The following is an 18,265-nucleotide window of genomic DNA, read 5'->3' on the forward strand; positions in this document are numbered from 1 at the left end:
TCTATGTTGGCTTTAAGACAGAAAAGGACATTTTGTACTTTGCTTTCAACCATTTTAGCGGTACAAAGCAATAAACGCGCCAAATCAAACTCTCCTCAAGATCAAAACTAGTCGATACGCAAACCGATATCTGTGTCATTACTGCGATATCGCGGTTTTTGCATTGAATTGACCTAAAGCCTCGCAATTTCTCGCATAACGGCTATTTTGGAATGAGAATTGCTTTGTAAGCAGAGTTAAGACGAATAGACCCATTAATGAGAGCGTGTATCGGCTCTCTCATTCATTAGGACATGACTGTGGTAAAACCAAACATTATTAAAACCAGTGAAAATCCCCTACAGACCATCGAAGTAGAAGTGTTTGACGAATACGGTGAGAAGCTGACTAAGCAAATCGCCTGTGAACGCCCTCTTACGGTGATGTTGAACTGGAAGGAAGTCGTTACGCTAATGACACTTGGCTCTCGCCCTGAAGCGCTTGTGTTGGGTTATTTAAAGAACCAGAGCTTCTTGTCTGATCCTGAAGCGATTGAATCGGTCATTATTGACTGGGAAACACACTCAGCTGCGGTTATCACCAAAGAAAATACTGAGCACTTAGAAGGCGCGCTGAAGAAGAAGACGGTGACGTCTGGCTGTGGTCAAGGCACTATGTACGGCAACGTGATGAAGCAGCTTGAAGATTACCAAGTGCCACAAGTGCCTTTGAAGCAATCTGAAATCTACGCGGCGCTTGAAGCGTTGACGCATTACAACGATACCTACAAAAAAGCGGGCGCTGTGCATGGCTGTGCAGTGTGTAAAGGCAACGAAGTGCTGTCTTTTGTGGAAGATGTTGGTCGTCACAACGCAGTTGATACGCTAGCGGGTGAAATGTGGCTTAACCAAGAAACCGGTGAAGATAAAATTTTCTACACAACTGGTCGCCTTACATCAGAGATGGTGATTAAAGTGGCGCAGATGGGTATCCCTGTTTTGCTTTCTCGTTCAGGCGTAACTCAAATGGGTTTGGATCTGGCGAAAAAGTTTGGCATCACCACCATCGCTCGTGCGAAAGGCTTACGCTTCCAAGTCTTTACTGGTGCAGAGAAGATGGATTTTGACGTGAAAGGCAATCAATAACCTCTCACTAAGTCGTCAGATGAGTTAGACTTAAACTATCATGTGGATTCACAAAGGATGTGAACTATGAACAACGATCAGCTGTGGAATTATCTACTCACCCCAAGCGGCATCATCGTTTCGATGATCATTACCTTCGGGCTCGTTGGGATTTATGCTTATCTAATGAGGCAATTTAAGGATTGAACGCCACAACCTAGCGCTAGCAAAGAATTATCGCTCACAAAGAATAGACATAAAAAAAGACCTCGCGATGAGGTCTTTTTCTTTATTCGGAAGAAGGATTAACCTTCGATACCACGAGATTTTAGGAACTCAGAGTAAGTGCCTTTAAAGTCTGTGATTTTACCATCGCGGATTTCGATGATACGTGTTGCTAGCGAGTCTACGAATACACGGTCGTGCGATACGAAGAACAATGTGCCTTTGTACTGCTCTAGTGCCGTGTTCAATGATTCGATCGATTCCATGTCCATGTGGTTGGTTGGTTCGTCCATCAGCAGCATGTTTGGTTTGTGCATCATTAGCTTACCAAGCAGCATACGACCTTGCTCACCACCAGACAGCACTTTTACTGACTTCTTAATGTCGTCTTGGCCAAACAACATACGACCTAGGAAGCTGCGAACGACTTGCTCGTCATCGCCTTCTTGACGCCACTGACCCATCCAATCTGTCAGGTTCATGTCTTCAGCAAAATCGTGGGCGTGGTCTTGCGCGTAGTAACCGATGTTCGCGTTTTCAGACCATTTGAACTCACCAGTACGTGGTTCTAGTACACCAGCAAGTGTGTTTAGTAGGGTTGTTTTACCCACACCGTTCTCACCGATGATTGCAACGCGCTCACCCACTTCAAAAATTGCATTAAAGTTAGCAAACAGGTCGTCTTCAAAACCTTGGCTTAGGTTTTCAACAATCAGAGCGTTACGGAATAACTCTTTAGACTGTTCAAAACGAATGAACGGGGTTTGACGGCTGGACGCTTTTACTTCGTCTAGTTTGATCTTGTCGATTTGCTTCGCACGTGAAGTTGCTTGTTTTGCTTTCGATGCGTTTGCAGAGAAACGTGCAACGAACGTTTGTAGCTCAGCGATTTGTGCTTTCTTCTTCGCGTTGTCGTTCAATAGACGCTCACGAGCTTGAGAAGCCGCTGTCATGTACTCATCGTAGTTGCCTGGGTAAACACGTAGCTCACCGTAATCCAAGTCAGCCATGTGCGTACATACTGAGTTTAGGAAGTGACGGTCGTGCGAGATGATGATCATTGTGCAGTTACGCGCGTTTAGCGTGTCTTCCAACCAACGGATAGTGTCCATATCCAAGTTGTTGGTAGGTTCGTCAAGAAGCATTACGTCTGGGTCTGCGAATAGAACCTGCGCTAGAAGCACACGAAGTTTCCAACCCGGTGCAACTTCACTCATTAGACCGAAGTGTTGCTCCATTGGAATACCTACAGCAAGAAGAAGCTCACCCGCTTTTGCTTCTGCCATGTAACCGTCCATTTCCGCGAACTGAACTTCTAAATCAGCCACTTTCATGCCGTCTTCTTCGCTCATTTCAGCAAGTGAGTAGATGCGGTCACGCTCTTGCTTCACTTCCCATAGCTCTTTATGACCCATGATTACTGTATCGATTACAGTGAATTCTTCGTACGCGAACTGGTCCTGGTTCAGTTTTGCAACGCGCTCGTTTGGATCGTAGCTTACGTTACCGCTTGTTTGTTCAAGCTCACCGCTCAGGATTTTCATAAAGGTTGATTTACCACAACCGTTAGCCCCGATTAAGCCGTAGCGGTTACCTTCGCCGAACTTAACTGAGATGTTTTCAAATAGCGGCTTAGCGCCAAATTGTTGAGTAATATTCGCTGTGGAAATCAAAACCTTTACCTTAGCAATTCAAGTTTATTGGGAAAAACCGCGCAACGTTACTGCTTAAGGCTACACACTTCAAGTTTTGTTTTTATTAATTAATGAGAAAAAGCATTCTTTCGCGGGCTGAATTTTGAGATTTGGCTAACATAAACCTCGCCATTTTTAAGGTTTCTAACTCTAACCGACTCAAAACTGAGACACAAATCCGTCATGACTAACCATTGACATACCCCATGAAATTGGGTTTATAGTGCGTCCCCTTTTATCAATTCCGTACGTTATTCCTTTATTAAGCATTCGTTTCTCAAAGGAAATCGCAACATCACGCATGGTCATTGGGTAAAACTCGCATATCGCGATAAAGCAACTACACTAACTCTAACCTTATAAGTTTTAAGAGAATTTTATGCATTTCATGGCGCGCATTTTAATGCTAGTCGGTCTCGTGCTTTCTTTACCTGCTCACGCTGAGTGGGAGTACGAATTCCAACCTGAGCCTCAAATCCTCCCTGTGGCGCAAGAGATCACTCAGGAGATCAACAAGCTGCCAGAGCCTTTGTTTATGTCTGACCAAGACAAACGTAAGGTCAACCAACTGCTCAATGCAGTAATGAGTGAGCAGCGCAAACAAACCCTTATCTTTGATCAACACTTAAAGACATTCCGTGAGTCTGGTGAAGACAAAGAATGGTTTGAGACGCAATCCAGTTACCTGACGGTCAACAGCTTAGGTCAAAGCAAAGAACGTTTATTAGAGCTGACCGATCCTATAACGCATGACAAGTTGACCGGTTTTGGTCCTTATGGTGTCACGCAGTTTAAGCAAGAGTGGCGTCAAACTCAGCTTAACGTTGAATACTTGGTGTTCTTCCAGATTCGTTCTTTCCAATCTCTGATTAAAGAAATTCTGATTTCACCGATTCCGGTCGTTTGGGCTGGCATCAAAGTGTTGTTTATCTACTTCGGTTTGGTGTGGTGGCTAACGAATAGCAAGCGCATCATTACCCTATTCCGCGAAACGCAGCTAGATAACGTCGCTAAACCGCCAATCTGGGTTCGTTTGATTTGGTATATCAGCCGCGCGCACAGAGCAATTGCTTGGTTGATTGCGATTACGCTCTCGCTTCGAGTGCTATCAGAAATCCCAAGCTTGCAGCATTTGATCATTCTAGAAATCTTCACTTGGTGGGTTCTAGGTGGTTCTATCGCGATTAGCTTTATTCTGGAATTCACTTATCGCAACAGCCGCAGCACTAGCCAAGAGGTGATTGCCCTACGTCTTTCAACCATTCGTCGTTACGTTTGGAGCGCCATTGTTGCTGGCGTCATTCTGCAAATCTCGATTCGTACGCTGGGTAAAGGCACCATCTACTCGTGGATCTACAGCGCGCTGTTCTTCTGGTTTGTATTGGTGACACTGTCGGTATTGCGCCTATGGCGTAAGAAGGTATTTGAAGTCGCGGAGAAGCTCTCTGATCGTCCTGTTTGGGTAAACTGGTCAATCCGTCGTAAAGATACCTTGTTGTTAAGCATCATCGGTACGGCTATTTGTGCTGTGTGGATTATGCTGCACAGCTTTAAACACCGCATTGTCGCAATGTTGTCTAACTATACCATGTTCAGCCAAGCGTTGGCGTACTTGTTCCGTATCGAAGTAGCCAAACAAACGGGTAATAACGGTGGTGATACCAATCTAGTAAGAATCAAAGGCGAGCAAACATTCGAGTATATTCTCCCTGGTAGCGAAGACAGCGAGTTGGTCGAGTATGCCTCTGACGAAATCAAACAACTGTCTAAATACCTACTGACAGATAGCCCTGCTGTGTGCGTGATTTCTGGTGAGCGTGGCGTTGGTACAACGACCTTCCTTCGCACTATCCTGAACAAAGTGAAGAACGCCGAGCCACTTTATTTGAACTGCCCATACGCAGGTTACAGTGAGCTACTAAAAGAACTGGCTTTACAACTTGGGTTGGAAGAAGACGCGTCTGAGATTCAGGTTCTTGCGCATCTTCGTAAAAGTGATACGCCTTACCTTATCGCAGTTGATAACGCCCAGCGCTTGGTTAAGCCAATGGTAGGCGGTTTAAGCGGTTTGATTAAGCTAACTAACCTACTTCGTCGCTCGAAGAAGAACCACCGCGTTGTCATGGCGATTGAGAAAGCAAGTTGGCGTTTTGTCGACCGCGCTCGTGGCGAACGTTTGTTGTTTGACTGGGTCGCGTTTATGCCGCGTTGGAGTGAGAAACAACTCTCTGCGCTGTTTGACACGCGTATTAACCAAGAGATTGAGAACCCAGTAACGTTTGATGGTCTTGTCGTACCTAAACAATGGGACCAAGAAGACATCACCGAAGAAGAACGTGCTAAACAAGGTTTCTACCGTATTCTGTGGCATTACTCTGATGGTAACCCGACAGTTGGCTTGCGCTTTTTCCGCTTGTCTCTACGTCAGGATAAAGAGACGCAGCAAGTGGTGGTTCGATTATTCCACGCACCGGAGTCGCAAGAGCTAGAGAAAATGCCGAAGCCAATGCTGGCCGTGCTGCGCTCAATTGTTCAGCTTGAGGTGGCATCGCCGGAAGAGCTTTCTGAGTGTACTCAGCTGAGTATTGCGGAAGTGATTGGTACTCTGCGCTACTTCCAAAGCCGCGGCTTTATTGAGTGGAGCGAAGACAAAGCTCGCGTGTCGGATCACTGGTTCCGTCACATTACCAACGTTCTCGACCGTCAACATTTATTGGTGAAATAACGATGAAAAAACTACTCACCGTATTAGCGTTATCGCTATTAAGCACCTCTGCATTGGCGACTGAAGAGATCGCGAGTGTGGATAATATCTCGCAAATTGCCAGCCTAATTCGTTGGAGCGGCGTGTTCTTCTCCATCATTGTTATTGCATCGACTTGGCTATTGCTTAAGTTCATGAACTCAATGGTAGAAAGTATTGGTAGCCAGTTCGTGCAATACCGAATGGTGCTACAGAAGCTTCAATCTTTCTTGCAGTTCTTTATCTACTTAACCGCTGGCTCTGTCGTGTTTATGATGAGCTTCCGTATTAACGATCAAATCCTTGCTTTGATTGGTGGTACGTTAGCGGTTTCGGTTGGTTTCGCATTGAAAGACCTAGCCGCATCCTTCATCGCGGGCATGACGGTTATGGTGGATCGCCCGTTCCAAGTCGGTGACCGCGTCACGTTCGAAGGTAACTACGGCGATATTATTGCGATTGGTTTGCGCTCTGTGCGTATGCGTACCCTAACCGACGACATCATTACAATTCCAAACAACAAGTTTTTAAGTGAAGTGGTCGTCAGCGGTAACTATGGTGCGCTGGATATGCAGGTGGTGATCCCGTTTTATGTCGGCATGAATGAAGACATTACGTTAGCGCGTGACTTGATTCAGGAAGCGGCGTCTTCAAGTCGTTATATCCACCTACCTAAGCCAGTAACGGTTCTCGTCAAGCAGACCATTACGGATAACTACTTGGCAATTCAGTTAACGTGTAAAGCTTATGTGGTAGATACCGCGTACGAGAAGCTATTTGAAACCGACATTACTCTGCGAGTGATGAAAGAGTTCAAGAAGCATGGCATCAATCCACCAAAGATTGCAGTGCATACGGGTTAAATCGATGCACTCCTGTAGCGGCTAAAAAGAAGCAAATACAAAAAGGGTCAGTGATTACACTGACCCTTTTCTTTACGCGTTGCCAGATTGGAATCGCCGATTAAGCGATATTCGTGACCTCAAGAAGTAACTCGGCTTTCTTTGGCAGGTAGATACTGAACGTACTGCCTTTGCCCCATTCCGATTCAGCTTTTAGCTCGCCGCCTGTTTGACTAAGAATACTTTGCGAAACAGAAAGCCCTAGACCTGTACCATCGCGCTTAGTGGTATAGAACGGCGAGAATATACGACTTAAGTTTTCTGGCTTAATACCACAACCTTCGTCAGTGACATGAATCGCTGCACCTTTTAGTTCGCCGTCTTCAATCCAATCTTCACTCACGACAGTTAGCTTGCCTTTGCCGTCCATCGCGTGAATGCCATTCATTTGCAAGTTCACCAGAATCTGCAATAAGTGGTGGCGATTGATCTCGACCGAAGTATGAGCTTGTAAATCGGTGACAAACTCGATGTCGCGCTTTTTAGTGCCAGTTTTAACCAGCGTAATACTCTCATCGATGATTGGATTCACGTGTTGCCACGTAATTTCGTCTTGTACACCACCCTGACGGCTGTATTGCAGCAAGCTGCGCGTGATATTGCGAATACGGTCAATCTGAGCGTGAATCGCATCAATCTCTTCCTGAACTCGGCTCGCTTCTTCACCGAGCTCAAACTGAATCAATTCAACGTTACCCAGAATCACTGCGGTTGGGTTGTTAATCTCATGGGCAATCCCCGCAGTTAACTCACCCAGTGCAGCAAGCTTTTCGTTGACCACCAGTTTGTCACGGGTTTGGTTAAGCAATTGAATATGAAGTTCAAGCTCTTCAGTTTTGTCTTTCAAACTCGCCGTACGTTGTTGAACTTTACCTTCCAGCTGCATGGCAGAGTTCTTAAGCTCGACTTTACGATCTTCCAAAGCATCAAGCATGTTGTCGAACTGGCGCGCTAACTGAGCCAGCTCATGGTGTTCATCCAGCCCTAATGGACCAATGCGCTTTTCTTTGCCCAACTGGACAAGCTTCACGACCTTGTAGATGCGCTCGATTGGACGGAATAGATCGCGAGAACCGCGATACACCATCACGCCAGAAACTAAGAGCAACATTAAGGTGATCAAGCTGATCTCAACGATATTGGTCATATACGCTTTGACGAATGGCCACATCAAGTAACCGGTGTAGAGCATACCAATGACGTTATCGTACTGGTCTTTGATTGGTTGATAAGCGGTGATGTACCAAGCATCGTAAACAAACGCGCGGTCGACCCATTGCTCGCCTTCCGCCAATACCTTGTTGTACACCTCAGAACTTACCCGCGTACCGATAGCGCGCCCCAAACGTTGGTCACTGTCTAACGGAACGTTGGTACTGACACGAAGATCATCCAAAAATACCGTCAGAGTCCCGACTGGACGGAGGGTGTCGTTATCACTCAGATAGATAAGATCACGAATTTGATCGACCAATACCGTGCTGTTGTTAAGCAGCAGACCGCCATCTAAAAAGCCAATTAAGTCATTTTGCTGGCTGTAAACCGGGATCACGGTTCGACTCACCAAGCCGCGAGCTTCCACTCCACCATTCTTTAGAATCGGTACTTCAGCACGTTTGGCGAGTTCGGGGTCTAGCTTTTCCAGTTCTTTTCTGTCGAGAACATCGAAGAAAGATTCGCGCTTGGTTAAATCCATAAAGCGGAATTTGTTTTCCATCGAATTAACACGTTGGAAGGACAAAAAGTCCAAACCGTAGCGTTTTTTCTGCGCCGTCACCCACTTTTGCAACTCTGCTTGTGGGACATTTTGATTCACTCGGGTACGGAAGTCATAAGAGTCCGCGAACGATTTGACGTAGTTCGCCTGCTTTTGTTGCAGCAGCGTAATGCTGTTATTGGCGATACCCAAACGCTCCGACACGTCTAACAATGCGTTTTGCCACGTATAGTGAATCGACCAATAGATCGTAATGCCAATAAGGGCTATCAGCGTTAAGAAGATTGGCGCAGATGTCAAAATCAACAGTCGATAGCGCACCATGGTTTTGAATCGGTACGTCCATTTAGACAATCCTTTGTGTTGCTGCCAACTACTACTCGGCATAATCCTCGTCCTCAGAATCCCACTCTTTGTATTTGCGCTCTAGCGTTTTTCGTGCCACTCCTAAATCTCGAGCCGCCGCCGACTTGTTGCCTTCGTGCAAATTAACCAATTGTTGGATATGCGCTTTTTCCACTTCTTTTAGTGTCCAAGTGTTTGGATAGCCTTCACCAGAGAACTCTTTGCCCTCTTTGAAGGTTGGCAATTCTTCACTGTGTGACACAGTAATGGAGACGTTAGGTAAAGCATGACCGCCATTGAGTTCGCGCCAGTGATGCGCAGGCGGTTTACCTAACAAAATACAACGCTCGATAAGGTTTTTAAGTTCGCGAATGTTACCTGGCCACTCGTACTCGCTCATCGCTTCCATGTCTTCATGCGCCCACTTCGGTGCTTGCATGCCAAGTTCACTGGTCAGCATGTTGCTGAAGTATGGAACCAGTTCAAACAAGTCAGTTTTGCGCTCACGCAGAGGGGTAACTTCGATCTTCAATACGTTTAAACGATAGTAAAGGTCGCTACGGAAGTTACCTTTATTGACCTCTTCTTGCAGATTGCGGTTGGTCGCCGCGACAATACGAACATCAATGCTGATTTCACGCTCAGAACCTACCGGACGAATCGTACGTTGCTCTAATACACGCAGCAGTGACGCTTGCATGGACAAAGGCATCTCACCGATTTCATCAAGGAATAGTGTGCCGCCATTGGCTACGCGGAAAAGACCTTCGCGAGATTTCTTAGCGCCAGTAAAAGCCCCCGAGGTATGACCGAATAGCTCACTCTCTAAAAGCTCTGGTGCAATCGCGCCACAGTTAAGTGGAACGAATGGACCTGTTCGACCACTTGCTTGGTGAATGCCTCTCGCTACCAGTTCTTTACCCGTGCCCGACTCGCCTTCTACTAATACAGACGCACGAGACGGCGCAAACTGAGTGATCAGCTGTTTGAGCTGGCGAGTTTTTTCCGAGCCGCCAATAATCTCTGAGGTGTTGTGACGCTGATAGTCGCGCTTCATCGCATATTGCATGCGCTCGTTCAAACGGCGATCCATGCAACGACTGACCGCTTTCAGCATCTGTTCTAGGTTAAACGGCTTGAGGATAAAGTCCGACGCACCAAGCTGCAGTGCTCGAATCGCAATTTCCAAATCCGCGTAGCCAGTCATAAAGATGACATCTGCGCGTTTGTCGTCATCTTCAAACGCCTCTTCCCATTCAATCCCTGAACGCCCCGGCAAGTTGATATCCAACAGAATCAAATCGTAGTGGCGTGAGTTACGTAGCTCTTCCGCTTCTTCAATGCTGCCCGCTGTATCGACTTGAGAAAACAGTTTGCCCAGCGCCTTTTTAAGGATGGCTTGCATACCGAGTTCGTCATCAACGACCAGTACTGAAAAAGCGTTGTATTGTTGGTTTGTACTAATATGGGATTGAGTAGACATATTTACCCCAGTTGGATTGGAATGGGACAGAGTGTACCAAGTTTAAACAGAGATACCCTACAAAAAGTGCGACATTTTGTACCAACGCAAATTTTTATGCAAATAAGTCCATGAATTAGCGCATAAATCAAACATTTTGAGCTTGTAAAATGTTGGCATCTTGTTTGCTATATGGAGTGTCCAAGTGACCTCAGGATGTGGGAGACATCAATGCAATACCATCGCTTCTCGCTCCCTCACCCTAAGGTGGCTTGTGATTTGAGCGCTCTCTGACGCTCTGGCGACTTCTTTAGTAACCCAAGACTTAAGAAGCCAAAGAATCATTGGAAAGGAAACAACTAAAATGAAAAAAATTGCGCTGACTCTAGCTGCAACGTCAATCACTCTTGTAAGCTACTCTGCTTTTTCAGCTCAAGATGGCGAACACATTCGTCTGGCGACAACAACAAGTACTTACCATTCTGGCTTACTGGACTACCTACTTCCTCAATTTGAAAAAGACACTGGCTACAAAGTGGATATCATCGCTGCTGGTACTGGTAAAGCGCTGAAGATGGGTGAAAACGGCGACGTTGATTTGGTTATGACACACGCACCTAAAGCAGAAGGTGTGTTTGTTGAGAACGGCTACGGCGTCCTTCCTCGTAAACTGATGTATAACGATTTCGTTATCGTTGGTCCTAAAGCTGACCCTGCGCAAGTAAAAGACGATGCGTCAGTACTAGACGTATTCAAAGAGATCGCAAACAAAGACGCGACATTCATCTCTCGTGGCGATGATTCTGGTACACACAAAAAAGAACTAGGCATCTGGGCGCAAACTAAGATGGAACCAAACTTTGGTGGCTACCGTAGCGTAGGTCAAGGCATGGGTCCTACTCTAAACATGGCGTCAGAAATGCAAGGCTACACCATGACTGACCGTGGCACTTGGTTGGCTTACCAGAACAAATTGGATCTTGCGATTCTATTCCAAGGCGACGAAAAACTGTTTAACCCGTACCAAGTGATTTTGGTTAACCCAGAGCGTTACCCAACCATCAACTACCAAGGTGCGAAGGCTTTCAGTGACTGGTTGGTGAACCCACGCGGCCAAGAGCTGATCAATGGCTTCCGTCTGAATGGTAAACAATTGTTCGTTGCGAATGCTGAGAGCAAATAACGCAATATGAATCTTGCTGATACAACACTAGAAGCCCTGCGCTTACTGGTGAATTTTGATGCAGACCTATGGGAGATCGTTGCGGTCTCCTTTAGTGTTTCTATTACGGCAATATCTTTGGTGGTATTGCCGTCTATTTTGATGTCCTTTGTCCTCGCCTACACCGACTTCCGTGGTAAGTGGTTCTTGCTGTCCATTGTGAACACCTTACAGGCGGTGCCAACGGTCGTGATTGGTTTGCTGCTGTACATGATGCTTTCAAGAGCAGGCCCTTTGGGTGATTGGCAAATGCTGTTTACTCAAAAAGCCATGATCTTAGGACAAATGATCGTCTGTTTTCCGGTTCTGGTTTCCATGATGCACGGCGCGCTTCAATCGAGTGACCGTCGCGCAGTTGAAACAGCGATTACGTTAGGTGCGTCAATACCTCGTATCGCTGCTACTATGATCTGGGAGACACGTTTTCCTTTATTGGCGGCTATCATTGCGGGATTCTCACGAATCGTCACAGAGGTAGGCTGTTCAATGATGGTTGGTGGCAACATTATGGGCGTAACCCGTAATATTCCGACTGCCATTGCTATGGAAAGTAGTAAAGGTGCTTTTGCGCAAGGAGTTGCATTAGGAATTGTATTACTATCGTTAGCGTTAGCGCTCAACTTCCTCTTATCGAGCATGAGAGGCAAAGGCTATCTAAGAACATGAAGCAAGCAATCGACTCGCCATCGACCCAATGTAAGGGTGAATTATGACTATAAAAATTACCGCCGAGCAATTGTCCATGCGCTTTAAAGAGCGTGTGCTTTTCCACATCCCTGAATTGGCCATTGGTCCAAACGACGCGATTTACCTAAAAGGTGACAATGGCGTTGGTAAAACCACCCTACTCAAGATCCTTGCAGGTTTGCTCAAGCCTTCAACGGGTAAAGTGGTGGCACCGAAAGATACTTGGTTGAAGAAGTGGACACGCCGCAATGGTCGTGTTGACGTGATTTATCTCCATCAGTCTCCTTACCTTTTTGACGGCACTGTGTATGAAAACGTCGTTTATGGAGTTAAATATCAACAAGACACGGCAAAAGATAAGCGAGCTCAAGTTATTAGTGCGCTACGCATGGTAGGGTTAGAAACCTTAGCCGACGAACACATCTCTGTATTGTCCGGCGGTGAAAAGCAACGCGTAGCAATGGCACGAGCTTGGATCTTAAAACCATCGATTTTGTTGATGGACGAACCAAGCGCCTCTCTCGACCAAGAGTCGATTGAACGTCTGGTTATCATGGCAAAAGATCTGCTTGATCGCGGCTCTAGTATTGTCGTGACCAGTCACCAAGCCAACGCGTTGACGGATTTATGTAAAAAACAGTGGTGGATTAAAGACAAGACTTTGGTAGAGTCTCCACTCTTGTATGTCATACCAAAAGAAACATCCCAAGAGAACGCATATGCTTCAGCCAACACAAACTAGTTGGGTCATTTTGGCTGGTGGTCAAGCCAGCCGTATGGGTGGAAAAGACAAAGGTCTGATCGAACTGAATCAGAAGCCACTCATCGAACACGTTATCGAACGTTTATCTCCGCAAACACCACGCATTCTAATCAATGCGAACCGAAACCAAGACGCCTACCGTGCGTTTGGTTTCGTCTTCAGCGATCAATTTAAAGATTTTCCAGGTCCGATGGGCGGTATCCACGCGGGCTTGGTTCATGCAGAAACCGATTGGGTTGGCTTCGTCCCTTGCGACAGCCCTCAAATCAACACTGATCTTGTTAAGCGTTTTTGTAATGCAGTAGAAGAAGACACCGATATTTTGGTTGCTCATGATGGCGACCACCAGCAGCCTGTCTTCACGCTTTACCACAAGCGCGTACTGCCAAAGCTGACCGCGTTTTTAGAACGTGGCGATCGTAAGATCATCCTACTCTACAAAGAGTGCAACACCAGTTACGTTGACTTTAGCGACTCACCAAACTGTTTCGTCAACTTAAATACGCCTGAAGAATTGGCGCAATTTGGACAACTTGAATCATGAAACACACGCTAAACATCCCTATTCTTGGTTTTGCTGCCTACTCTGGTACGGGCAAAACTACGCTACTTGAAGCATTGCTACCAAAGTTGACCGAAGCAGGTTTACGCATCGGTATGCTAAAGCACGCACACCATAACTTCGATGTCGACCAACCGGGCAAAGACAGCCATCGCCTACGTAAAGCGGGCGCATCGCAAATGCTGATCTCTTCTCGTAACCGCTTCGCACTGATGACAGAAACACCAGAGTCAGAATCGGAGTTTGATTACCTACTGACACGTTTCGATGAAGACAAACTAGACGTGGTTTTAGTGGAAGGCTGCAAAAACATTGCCTTTCCCAAGATCGAATTGCACCGTGAAGAAGTCGGCAAGCCTTGGCTTTATCCAAACGATGAAAACATCATCGCGATTGCTTCAGACAGCGGCGAATTGGATTCTGAATTGCCACAAATGAACATCAACGATCTTGAAGCGATTGCCCAGTTCGTTATTCAGTATGTTCAAGAAGCGAAAGCACCAAAGAGTAAAGAGAAAGAAGCCGCTTGCTGCGATACCCTTTCTCCAGCTTTCCTTTCTGTCGTTCAAGGACAAGAAAAAATCCTATCTTTGGTGAACACGGTCGCTGAAACCGAAGCATGCAAGATTGAAGATGCGTATGGTCGTGTGCTTGCAGATCATGTGGTGTCACCAGTGAATGTTCCGCAATACACCAACTCAGCGATGGACGGTTACGCGATTCGCGGTGATGACGTCGAGCGTGAAAGCTACCAAGTGGTTGCTGAAGTGATGGCGGGTCATGCTTACGAGCAACCACTAAAAGTTGGTCAAGCCGTGAAGATCATGACGGGCGCCCCAACACCTATCAATGGTGATACCGTTGTTATGCGAGAACAGGCAACACAGGATGGCGATACTGTCACGTTCAATGGTGCGAGTATCAAAACTGGTCAAAACGTTCGCCAAGCGGGTGAAGACTTAGCAATTGGTAGCGATGTGTTTACTGCGGGTACTCGCCTAGCCTCTCCTGAGATGGGTATGATTGCTTCTCTTGGCTTTGGCGAAGCGAACGTGTTCCGCAAGTTGAAAGTTGCTGTGTTCTCGACCGGTGACGAAGTTCAAGCGCCTGGTACAGTACAGAAAGCAAATTCAATCTACGATTCAAACCGTTTCACTATCATGGGCATGTTAGAGAAGCTAGGTTGCGAGATTTTGGATTTCGGTATCCTAGAAGATAACGAGCAGTTGATGATTGAAGCGCTCGAAAATGCTTCTGCGCAAGCCGACGTAGTCATGACTTCTGGCGGCGTTTCCGTTGGCGATGCAGATTACATTAAGCTGGCATTGGATAAGCTGGGGCAAATTGATTTCTGGCGTATCAACATGCGCCCTGGTCGTCCGCTTGCGTTCGGTCAAATCAACGATAAGCCTTTCTTTGGTTTGCCGGGTAACCCTGTGGCTGTGATGGTTTCATTCATCAACTTTGTTGAGCCTGCTCTGCGTAAGATGCAAGGTGAACAAGGTTGGAAGCCACTTAAAGTCAGTGCGATTGCGACAGAAAATCTGCGCTCTCGCCAAGGTCGTACCGAGTTTAGCCGTGGTATCTACGAGCTAGACGAAACAGGTCGCCTATCCGTTCGCACAACAGGCAAACAAGGCTCTGGTATTCTGCGCTCAATGAGTGAGGCAAACTGTTTGATCGAAATCTCCCCTGCTGTTGATACAGTAAAAGTGGGAGAAAGCGTGACAATTATCCCACTTCAAGGCAGAATCTAAGCCGATTCAGAATTCAAAGGTCAGCGTGTCTGACCTTTTTATTGATAACAGAAAAATTTTTCAGAGAGACAGCTATGGCTCGCACCATTCTTTACACTTACAAAGACCAAGACAAAGAACTGACGTTCTCATACCAGCAACACCGCAACATTCAAGAGGCGGTTGCAGAGGCGGAAGGTATCGATATCACTGAGTACCTAAAGATGGAGCAGCAAATCGAAGCAGTATCTGACACCAAAGCTGTGCGCAACTACCGCGATAATCATTTCAGAAAACTTGGCTTTAGCAAAATCACTCTAGCTCAAAAAGAAAACTTGGGCGTAGGCAAAAAGAAAAAATAAGCCAAGCTATACAGACCAAACAAAAACTCGCAATTCGTCGCGAGTTTTTTTATGCATGCATTCTAAAGGCAACACACTATAGCTGAGGCTCTACAATCACAAACTGATTGGTTCCTGCAATTGGCGCATACCAGTCACTACCTTGAACGTAGAAAGTCGTCCCATTAACGGTCACCGTAGTTGCTTCATTCGGCAACACATCGACTATCTTACCCACCATCCCCTTATTCGTTACGACGGTGGTACTCGCTGTATTCACTTCGCTCTGCACAGATACCGGAGGTTGCTCCACGTAAATATACTGATCGCCACTTCGCTTGTAATAGACATTATCAACGACGGCATAAGTGATCCCCGCAATCACTAGGTAAGTCGCGGTTCTCGGAATTTTCTTGTAATGGTATACGCGATGAACTGGCGCTTTATAAACGGGACGGTAGACAGGCTTTACCACCACCACCTTCTTCCCATGCTTTGGTGGCTTAGGTGCCGGAGGCTTGGCAAATGTCGGTGAAACCATACCAACTAAGGCGATGCTAAGAACGCCATAGCGTAATTTTGATGAGTTGAACATCTTCATTCCTACTGTTCGTGGAAGCAATACAGACAGCTTATCAATCGAGAGTTCAAGGGACGTAAACGAAGCGTAAAGCTGGGTAAAGATGGCAGCTCAGCAATACCAAGCAGCAGTATGGTCCGACAAAAATAAAAAAAGCCTCGTTTCACATTAAAGGAAAACGAGGCTTTCAATGTTGGTCTTATGTGTTTTGGCTTACCGAAAACTCAGACGACTATTTGATGTTTAGGAACGCAGCACCACGCACGCCGCCTGAATCACCGTGTTTTGCTTTGATGATCTTCGGACATTTCGCGACAGAAAGCAGGTACTTAGGAATACGTTTTGGCATCTCTTCGTAAATCAGTTCGAAGTTAGATAGGCCGCCGCCTAGAACAACAACGTGTGGGTCAGTCGCAGTAAACAGGTTCGCAAAGCAGATTGCTAGAAGCTCCATAAAGCGCTCAACGTGCTCAACCGCTTTTGCTTCGCCTTCTGCGTGTGACTTAATGATATCGATCGCTTTCTTCTCTTCGCCGTAGTAATGCGCGTAAAGAAGCTCGAAACCACGACCAGATAGGTAACTATCTAGACAACCTTTCTTTTCACAACCACAACCTAGTAGAGGCGCGTTTTCGCCTAAGTGGAACCATGCGTCAATAGGAAGACGTGTATGACCTACCTCACCCGCTACGTGGTTACGGCCAGAGAATACTTTACCTTCGTAGATAAAGCCGCCGCCAAAACCCGTACCAAGGATCAAACCTAGTACAGATGGTTCATCTTGAAGGTCTTCATCCCATGCTTCAGAAAGCGCGAAACAGTTTGCATCGTTTTCAATTTTTACGCTGCGACCGATTTTAGCTTCAAGATCTGCACGAAGTGGTTTGCCTTTTGCTGCAGGTACGTTAACCGTTAGTACAGTTGCATCATCAGCGTCTTCCATCCCAGGAAGACCAAGGCCAATCGTACCTTCACAACCAAATTCCGCATCGTATTTGTTAACCAGACCTGCAATGGTTTCTACCAGCAAATCGTAGTTGTCTGTTGGTGTTGGTACACGTTCAGTTGCTACACGCTCAAGTTTTTCGTTAAACGCACCAAACTCAATTTTAGTGCCACCGACATCAAAGCCGTAATACATGCAATTCTCTCCTAAAAAGCTCAAACGACTCCCAAAAAATGCTGGAGTCAAAAAAGATAAACTCCGAGCATTATCCATATCTGTACGCCTGCAAACCGTGACCGAATGCAGATTTATCCCCTCATTGAAGCCATTTGAACAACAAGCCATCAACAAAAGTTCATTCCTTAGAGTTAGCTCTCGATTTTAGCCCACTCTTTGAAACGTTTCAGATGCGGTCGAGACCAGTCGGTTTTTACGCGAGTTTTCGTCAGCATGTAGGTTTCACGGAAGGCTTCAAACCATAATTGCAGACACTCCGAAGCTTGCTCTTCACCTGCTTGTTTGAACACTAACGTCGCGACTTCTGCAGTAGACAGATGCTGCTCATTGTCCGAGCGGCGCATGATGTATTCAGACAATGATTCCGGCTCAATAGAAAGCACAGGTAAAGACTTCAAGAACTCTGAACGGCGGAAGATCTTGCGCGCTTCACGCCAACTGCCATCAATGAAGATCAGTAACCATTTTTTGTCTGAACCATCGGATGCCTTCAAACGCTCTGGATTCAAACCACCCAATAAACGCTCAGGCTCATCCACGTAATCTGCTGGGAAGACAACCACAGGTTGATAAACATCGTTTTCTAGCAGTGCGAGCATCTCTTGAGAAGGCTCAGTACGATTCCATTGATACACGTAGGTCTCTTGAATCGTATCAGCAATTAGACGCCCGGTATTACTCGGCTTGAACACTTCGTTTTCCGATACGATCAGCATGCAGGCAATATTGGATTCTATGTTCGGCTGAATGTCGCACAAACAATATTGCTCAGAAACCTGACAATATGGACAGCGAACCACTTTACAGCCACGAGCGTTAAACGGCTTCGTTGAGATAGATTGACGGTGCTGGTATAAACGATGGAAAGCGTGGATTCTCATGGATAGAAAGTGCCAGTTGGAATAAGTGCATGTATAAAGTAGAGCGCGATTCTACTTGCATCGCCAGTGAGTCTCAAGAAATGCTCGTAAACGGACGGACATTCACATTCCTTTCTTCT

15 protein-coding genes are annotated in these 18,265 nt (G+C 46.3%); 9 read left to right on the forward strand and 6 right to left on the reverse strand.

Annotated features, from left to right (window positions below; genetic code table 11):
* The first annotated feature begins 299 nt into the window (after positions 1 to 299).
* Positions 300 to 1,124 carry a formate dehydrogenase accessory sulfurtransferase FdhD gene (locus KJB05_RS09605; RefSeq protein WP_208444069.1) on the forward strand — a complete coding sequence of 275 codons (825 nt, stop codon included), beginning with the start codon at positions 300 to 302 and terminating at the stop codon, positions 1,122 to 1,124.
* Positions 1,125 to 1,408: 284 nt separating this feature from the next.
* Here KJB05_RS09605 and KJB05_RS09610 read toward each other — a convergent pair whose 3' ends face one another.
* Positions 1,409 to 3,001 (reverse strand): ABC-F family ATPase, encoded by a 1,593-nt coding sequence (locus KJB05_RS09610; protein WP_208444070.1) that lies wholly within the window; start codon positions 2,999 to 3,001, stop codon positions 1,409 to 1,411.
* 400 nt (positions 3,002 to 3,401) lie between these two features.
* On the opposite strand from KJB05_RS09610, the gene KJB05_RS09615 reads away from it, so the two are divergent.
* Both KJB05_RS09615 and KJB05_RS09620 read left to right on the forward strand, forming a co-directional pair.
* Entirely contained in the window at positions 3,402 to 5,747 is a 2,346-nt protein-coding gene (locus tag KJB05_RS09615) for an ATP-binding protein (protein WP_041055827.1), read from the forward strand.
* Between the two features lie 2 nt (positions 5,748 to 5,749).
* Positions 5,750 to 6,628: a mechanosensitive ion channel domain-containing protein gene (locus KJB05_RS09620; protein ID WP_005427576.1), complete on the forward strand. Its 879-nt coding sequence runs from the start codon at positions 5,750 to 5,752 to the stop codon at positions 6,626 to 6,628.
* A 100-nt stretch (positions 6,629 to 6,728) separates the two neighbouring features.
* Here the strand turns inward: KJB05_RS09620 and KJB05_RS09625 are convergent, their stop codons facing one another.
* Together KJB05_RS09625 and KJB05_RS09630 are read right to left on the reverse strand one after the other, a co-directional pair.
* Positions 6,729 to 8,771: a cache domain-containing protein gene (locus KJB05_RS09625; RefSeq protein WP_208444071.1), complete on the reverse strand. Its 2,043-nt coding sequence runs from the start codon at positions 8,769 to 8,771 to the stop codon at positions 6,729 to 6,731.
* Complete coding sequence (locus KJB05_RS09630; protein ID WP_039840901.1) at positions 8,761 to 10,212, reverse strand: sigma-54 dependent transcriptional regulator; 1,452 nt, start codon at positions 10,210 to 10,212, stop codon at positions 8,761 to 8,763. Before KJB05_RS09630 ends, KJB05_RS09625 begins: the two co-directional genes overlap by 11 nt.
* 343 nt (positions 10,213 to 10,555) lie before the next feature.
* Here KJB05_RS09630 and KJB05_RS09635 point away from each other — a divergent pair, with 343 nt between their 5' ends.
* The 6 genes from KJB05_RS09635 (at position 10,556) to KJB05_RS09660 (ending at position 15,523) form a co-directional block, all read left to right on the forward strand.
* Positions 10,556 to 11,374: a substrate-binding domain-containing protein gene (locus KJB05_RS09635; RefSeq protein ID WP_005441551.1), complete on the forward strand. Its 819-nt coding sequence runs from the start codon at positions 10,556 to 10,558 to the stop codon at positions 11,372 to 11,374.
* Between the two features lie 6 nt (positions 11,375 to 11,380).
* Positions 11,381 to 12,079: an ABC transporter permease gene (locus KJB05_RS09640; protein WP_005427748.1), complete on the forward strand. Its 699-nt coding sequence runs from the start codon at positions 11,381 to 11,383 to the stop codon at positions 12,077 to 12,079.
* Between the two features lie 43 nt (positions 12,080 to 12,122).
* Positions 12,123 to 12,842 carry an energy-coupling factor ABC transporter ATP-binding protein gene (locus tag KJB05_RS09645; RefSeq protein ID WP_005441550.1) on the forward strand — a complete coding sequence of 240 codons (720 nt, stop codon included), beginning with the start codon at positions 12,123 to 12,125 and terminating at the stop codon, positions 12,840 to 12,842.
* The gene (mobA, locus tag KJB05_RS09650) at positions 12,820 to 13,407 is read left to right on the forward strand and encodes a molybdenum cofactor guanylyltransferase MobA (RefSeq protein WP_042605238.1); all 588 of its coding nucleotides are present in this window, start codon (positions 12,820 to 12,822) and stop codon (positions 13,405 to 13,407) included. Before KJB05_RS09645 ends, mobA begins: the two co-directional genes overlap by 23 nt.
* Positions 13,404 to 15,182, forward strand: a complete 1,779-nt coding sequence (locus tag KJB05_RS09655; protein ID WP_208444072.1) for a bifunctional molybdopterin-guanine dinucleotide biosynthesis adaptor protein MobB/molybdopterin molybdotransferase MoeA — start codon at positions 13,404 to 13,406, stop codon at positions 15,180 to 15,182. The genes mobA and KJB05_RS09655 overlap by 4 nt, the downstream gene beginning before the upstream one ends.
* A gap of 74 nt (positions 15,183 to 15,256) precedes the next feature.
* Positions 15,257 to 15,523: a DUF2960 domain-containing protein gene (locus KJB05_RS09660; RefSeq protein ID WP_005441547.1), complete on the forward strand. Its 267-nt coding sequence runs from the start codon at positions 15,257 to 15,259 to the stop codon at positions 15,521 to 15,523.
* A gap of 76 nt (positions 15,524 to 15,599) precedes the next feature.
* Here the strand turns inward: KJB05_RS09660 and KJB05_RS09665 are convergent, their stop codons facing one another.
* The 3 genes from KJB05_RS09665 to KJB05_RS09675 all read right to left on the reverse strand — a co-directional run bounded on the left by KJB05_RS09665 (position 15,600) and on the right by KJB05_RS09675 (position 18,146).
* Entirely contained in the window at positions 15,600 to 16,097 is a 498-nt protein-coding gene (locus KJB05_RS09665) for a hypothetical protein (protein WP_208444073.1), read from the reverse strand.
* Between the two features lie 217 nt (positions 16,098 to 16,314).
* A complete protein-coding gene (gene nagK / locus KJB05_RS09670) occupies positions 16,315 to 17,223 on the reverse strand; it encodes an N-acetylglucosamine kinase (RefSeq protein WP_005445828.1) in 909 nt (302 codons plus the stop codon).
* A 173-nt stretch (positions 17,224 to 17,396) separates the two neighbouring features.
* Entirely contained in the window at positions 17,397 to 18,146 is a 750-nt protein-coding gene (locus KJB05_RS09675) for a tRNA-uridine aminocarboxypropyltransferase (protein ID WP_208444074.1), read from the reverse strand.
* Positions 18,147 to 18,265 lie beyond the last annotated feature (119 nt).

This window comes from Vibrio sp. B1ASS3, from assembly GCF_905175355.1.
In the GTDB taxonomy this organism is placed as follows: domain Bacteria; phylum Pseudomonadota; class Gammaproteobacteria; order Enterobacterales; family Vibrionaceae; genus Vibrio; species Vibrio owensii.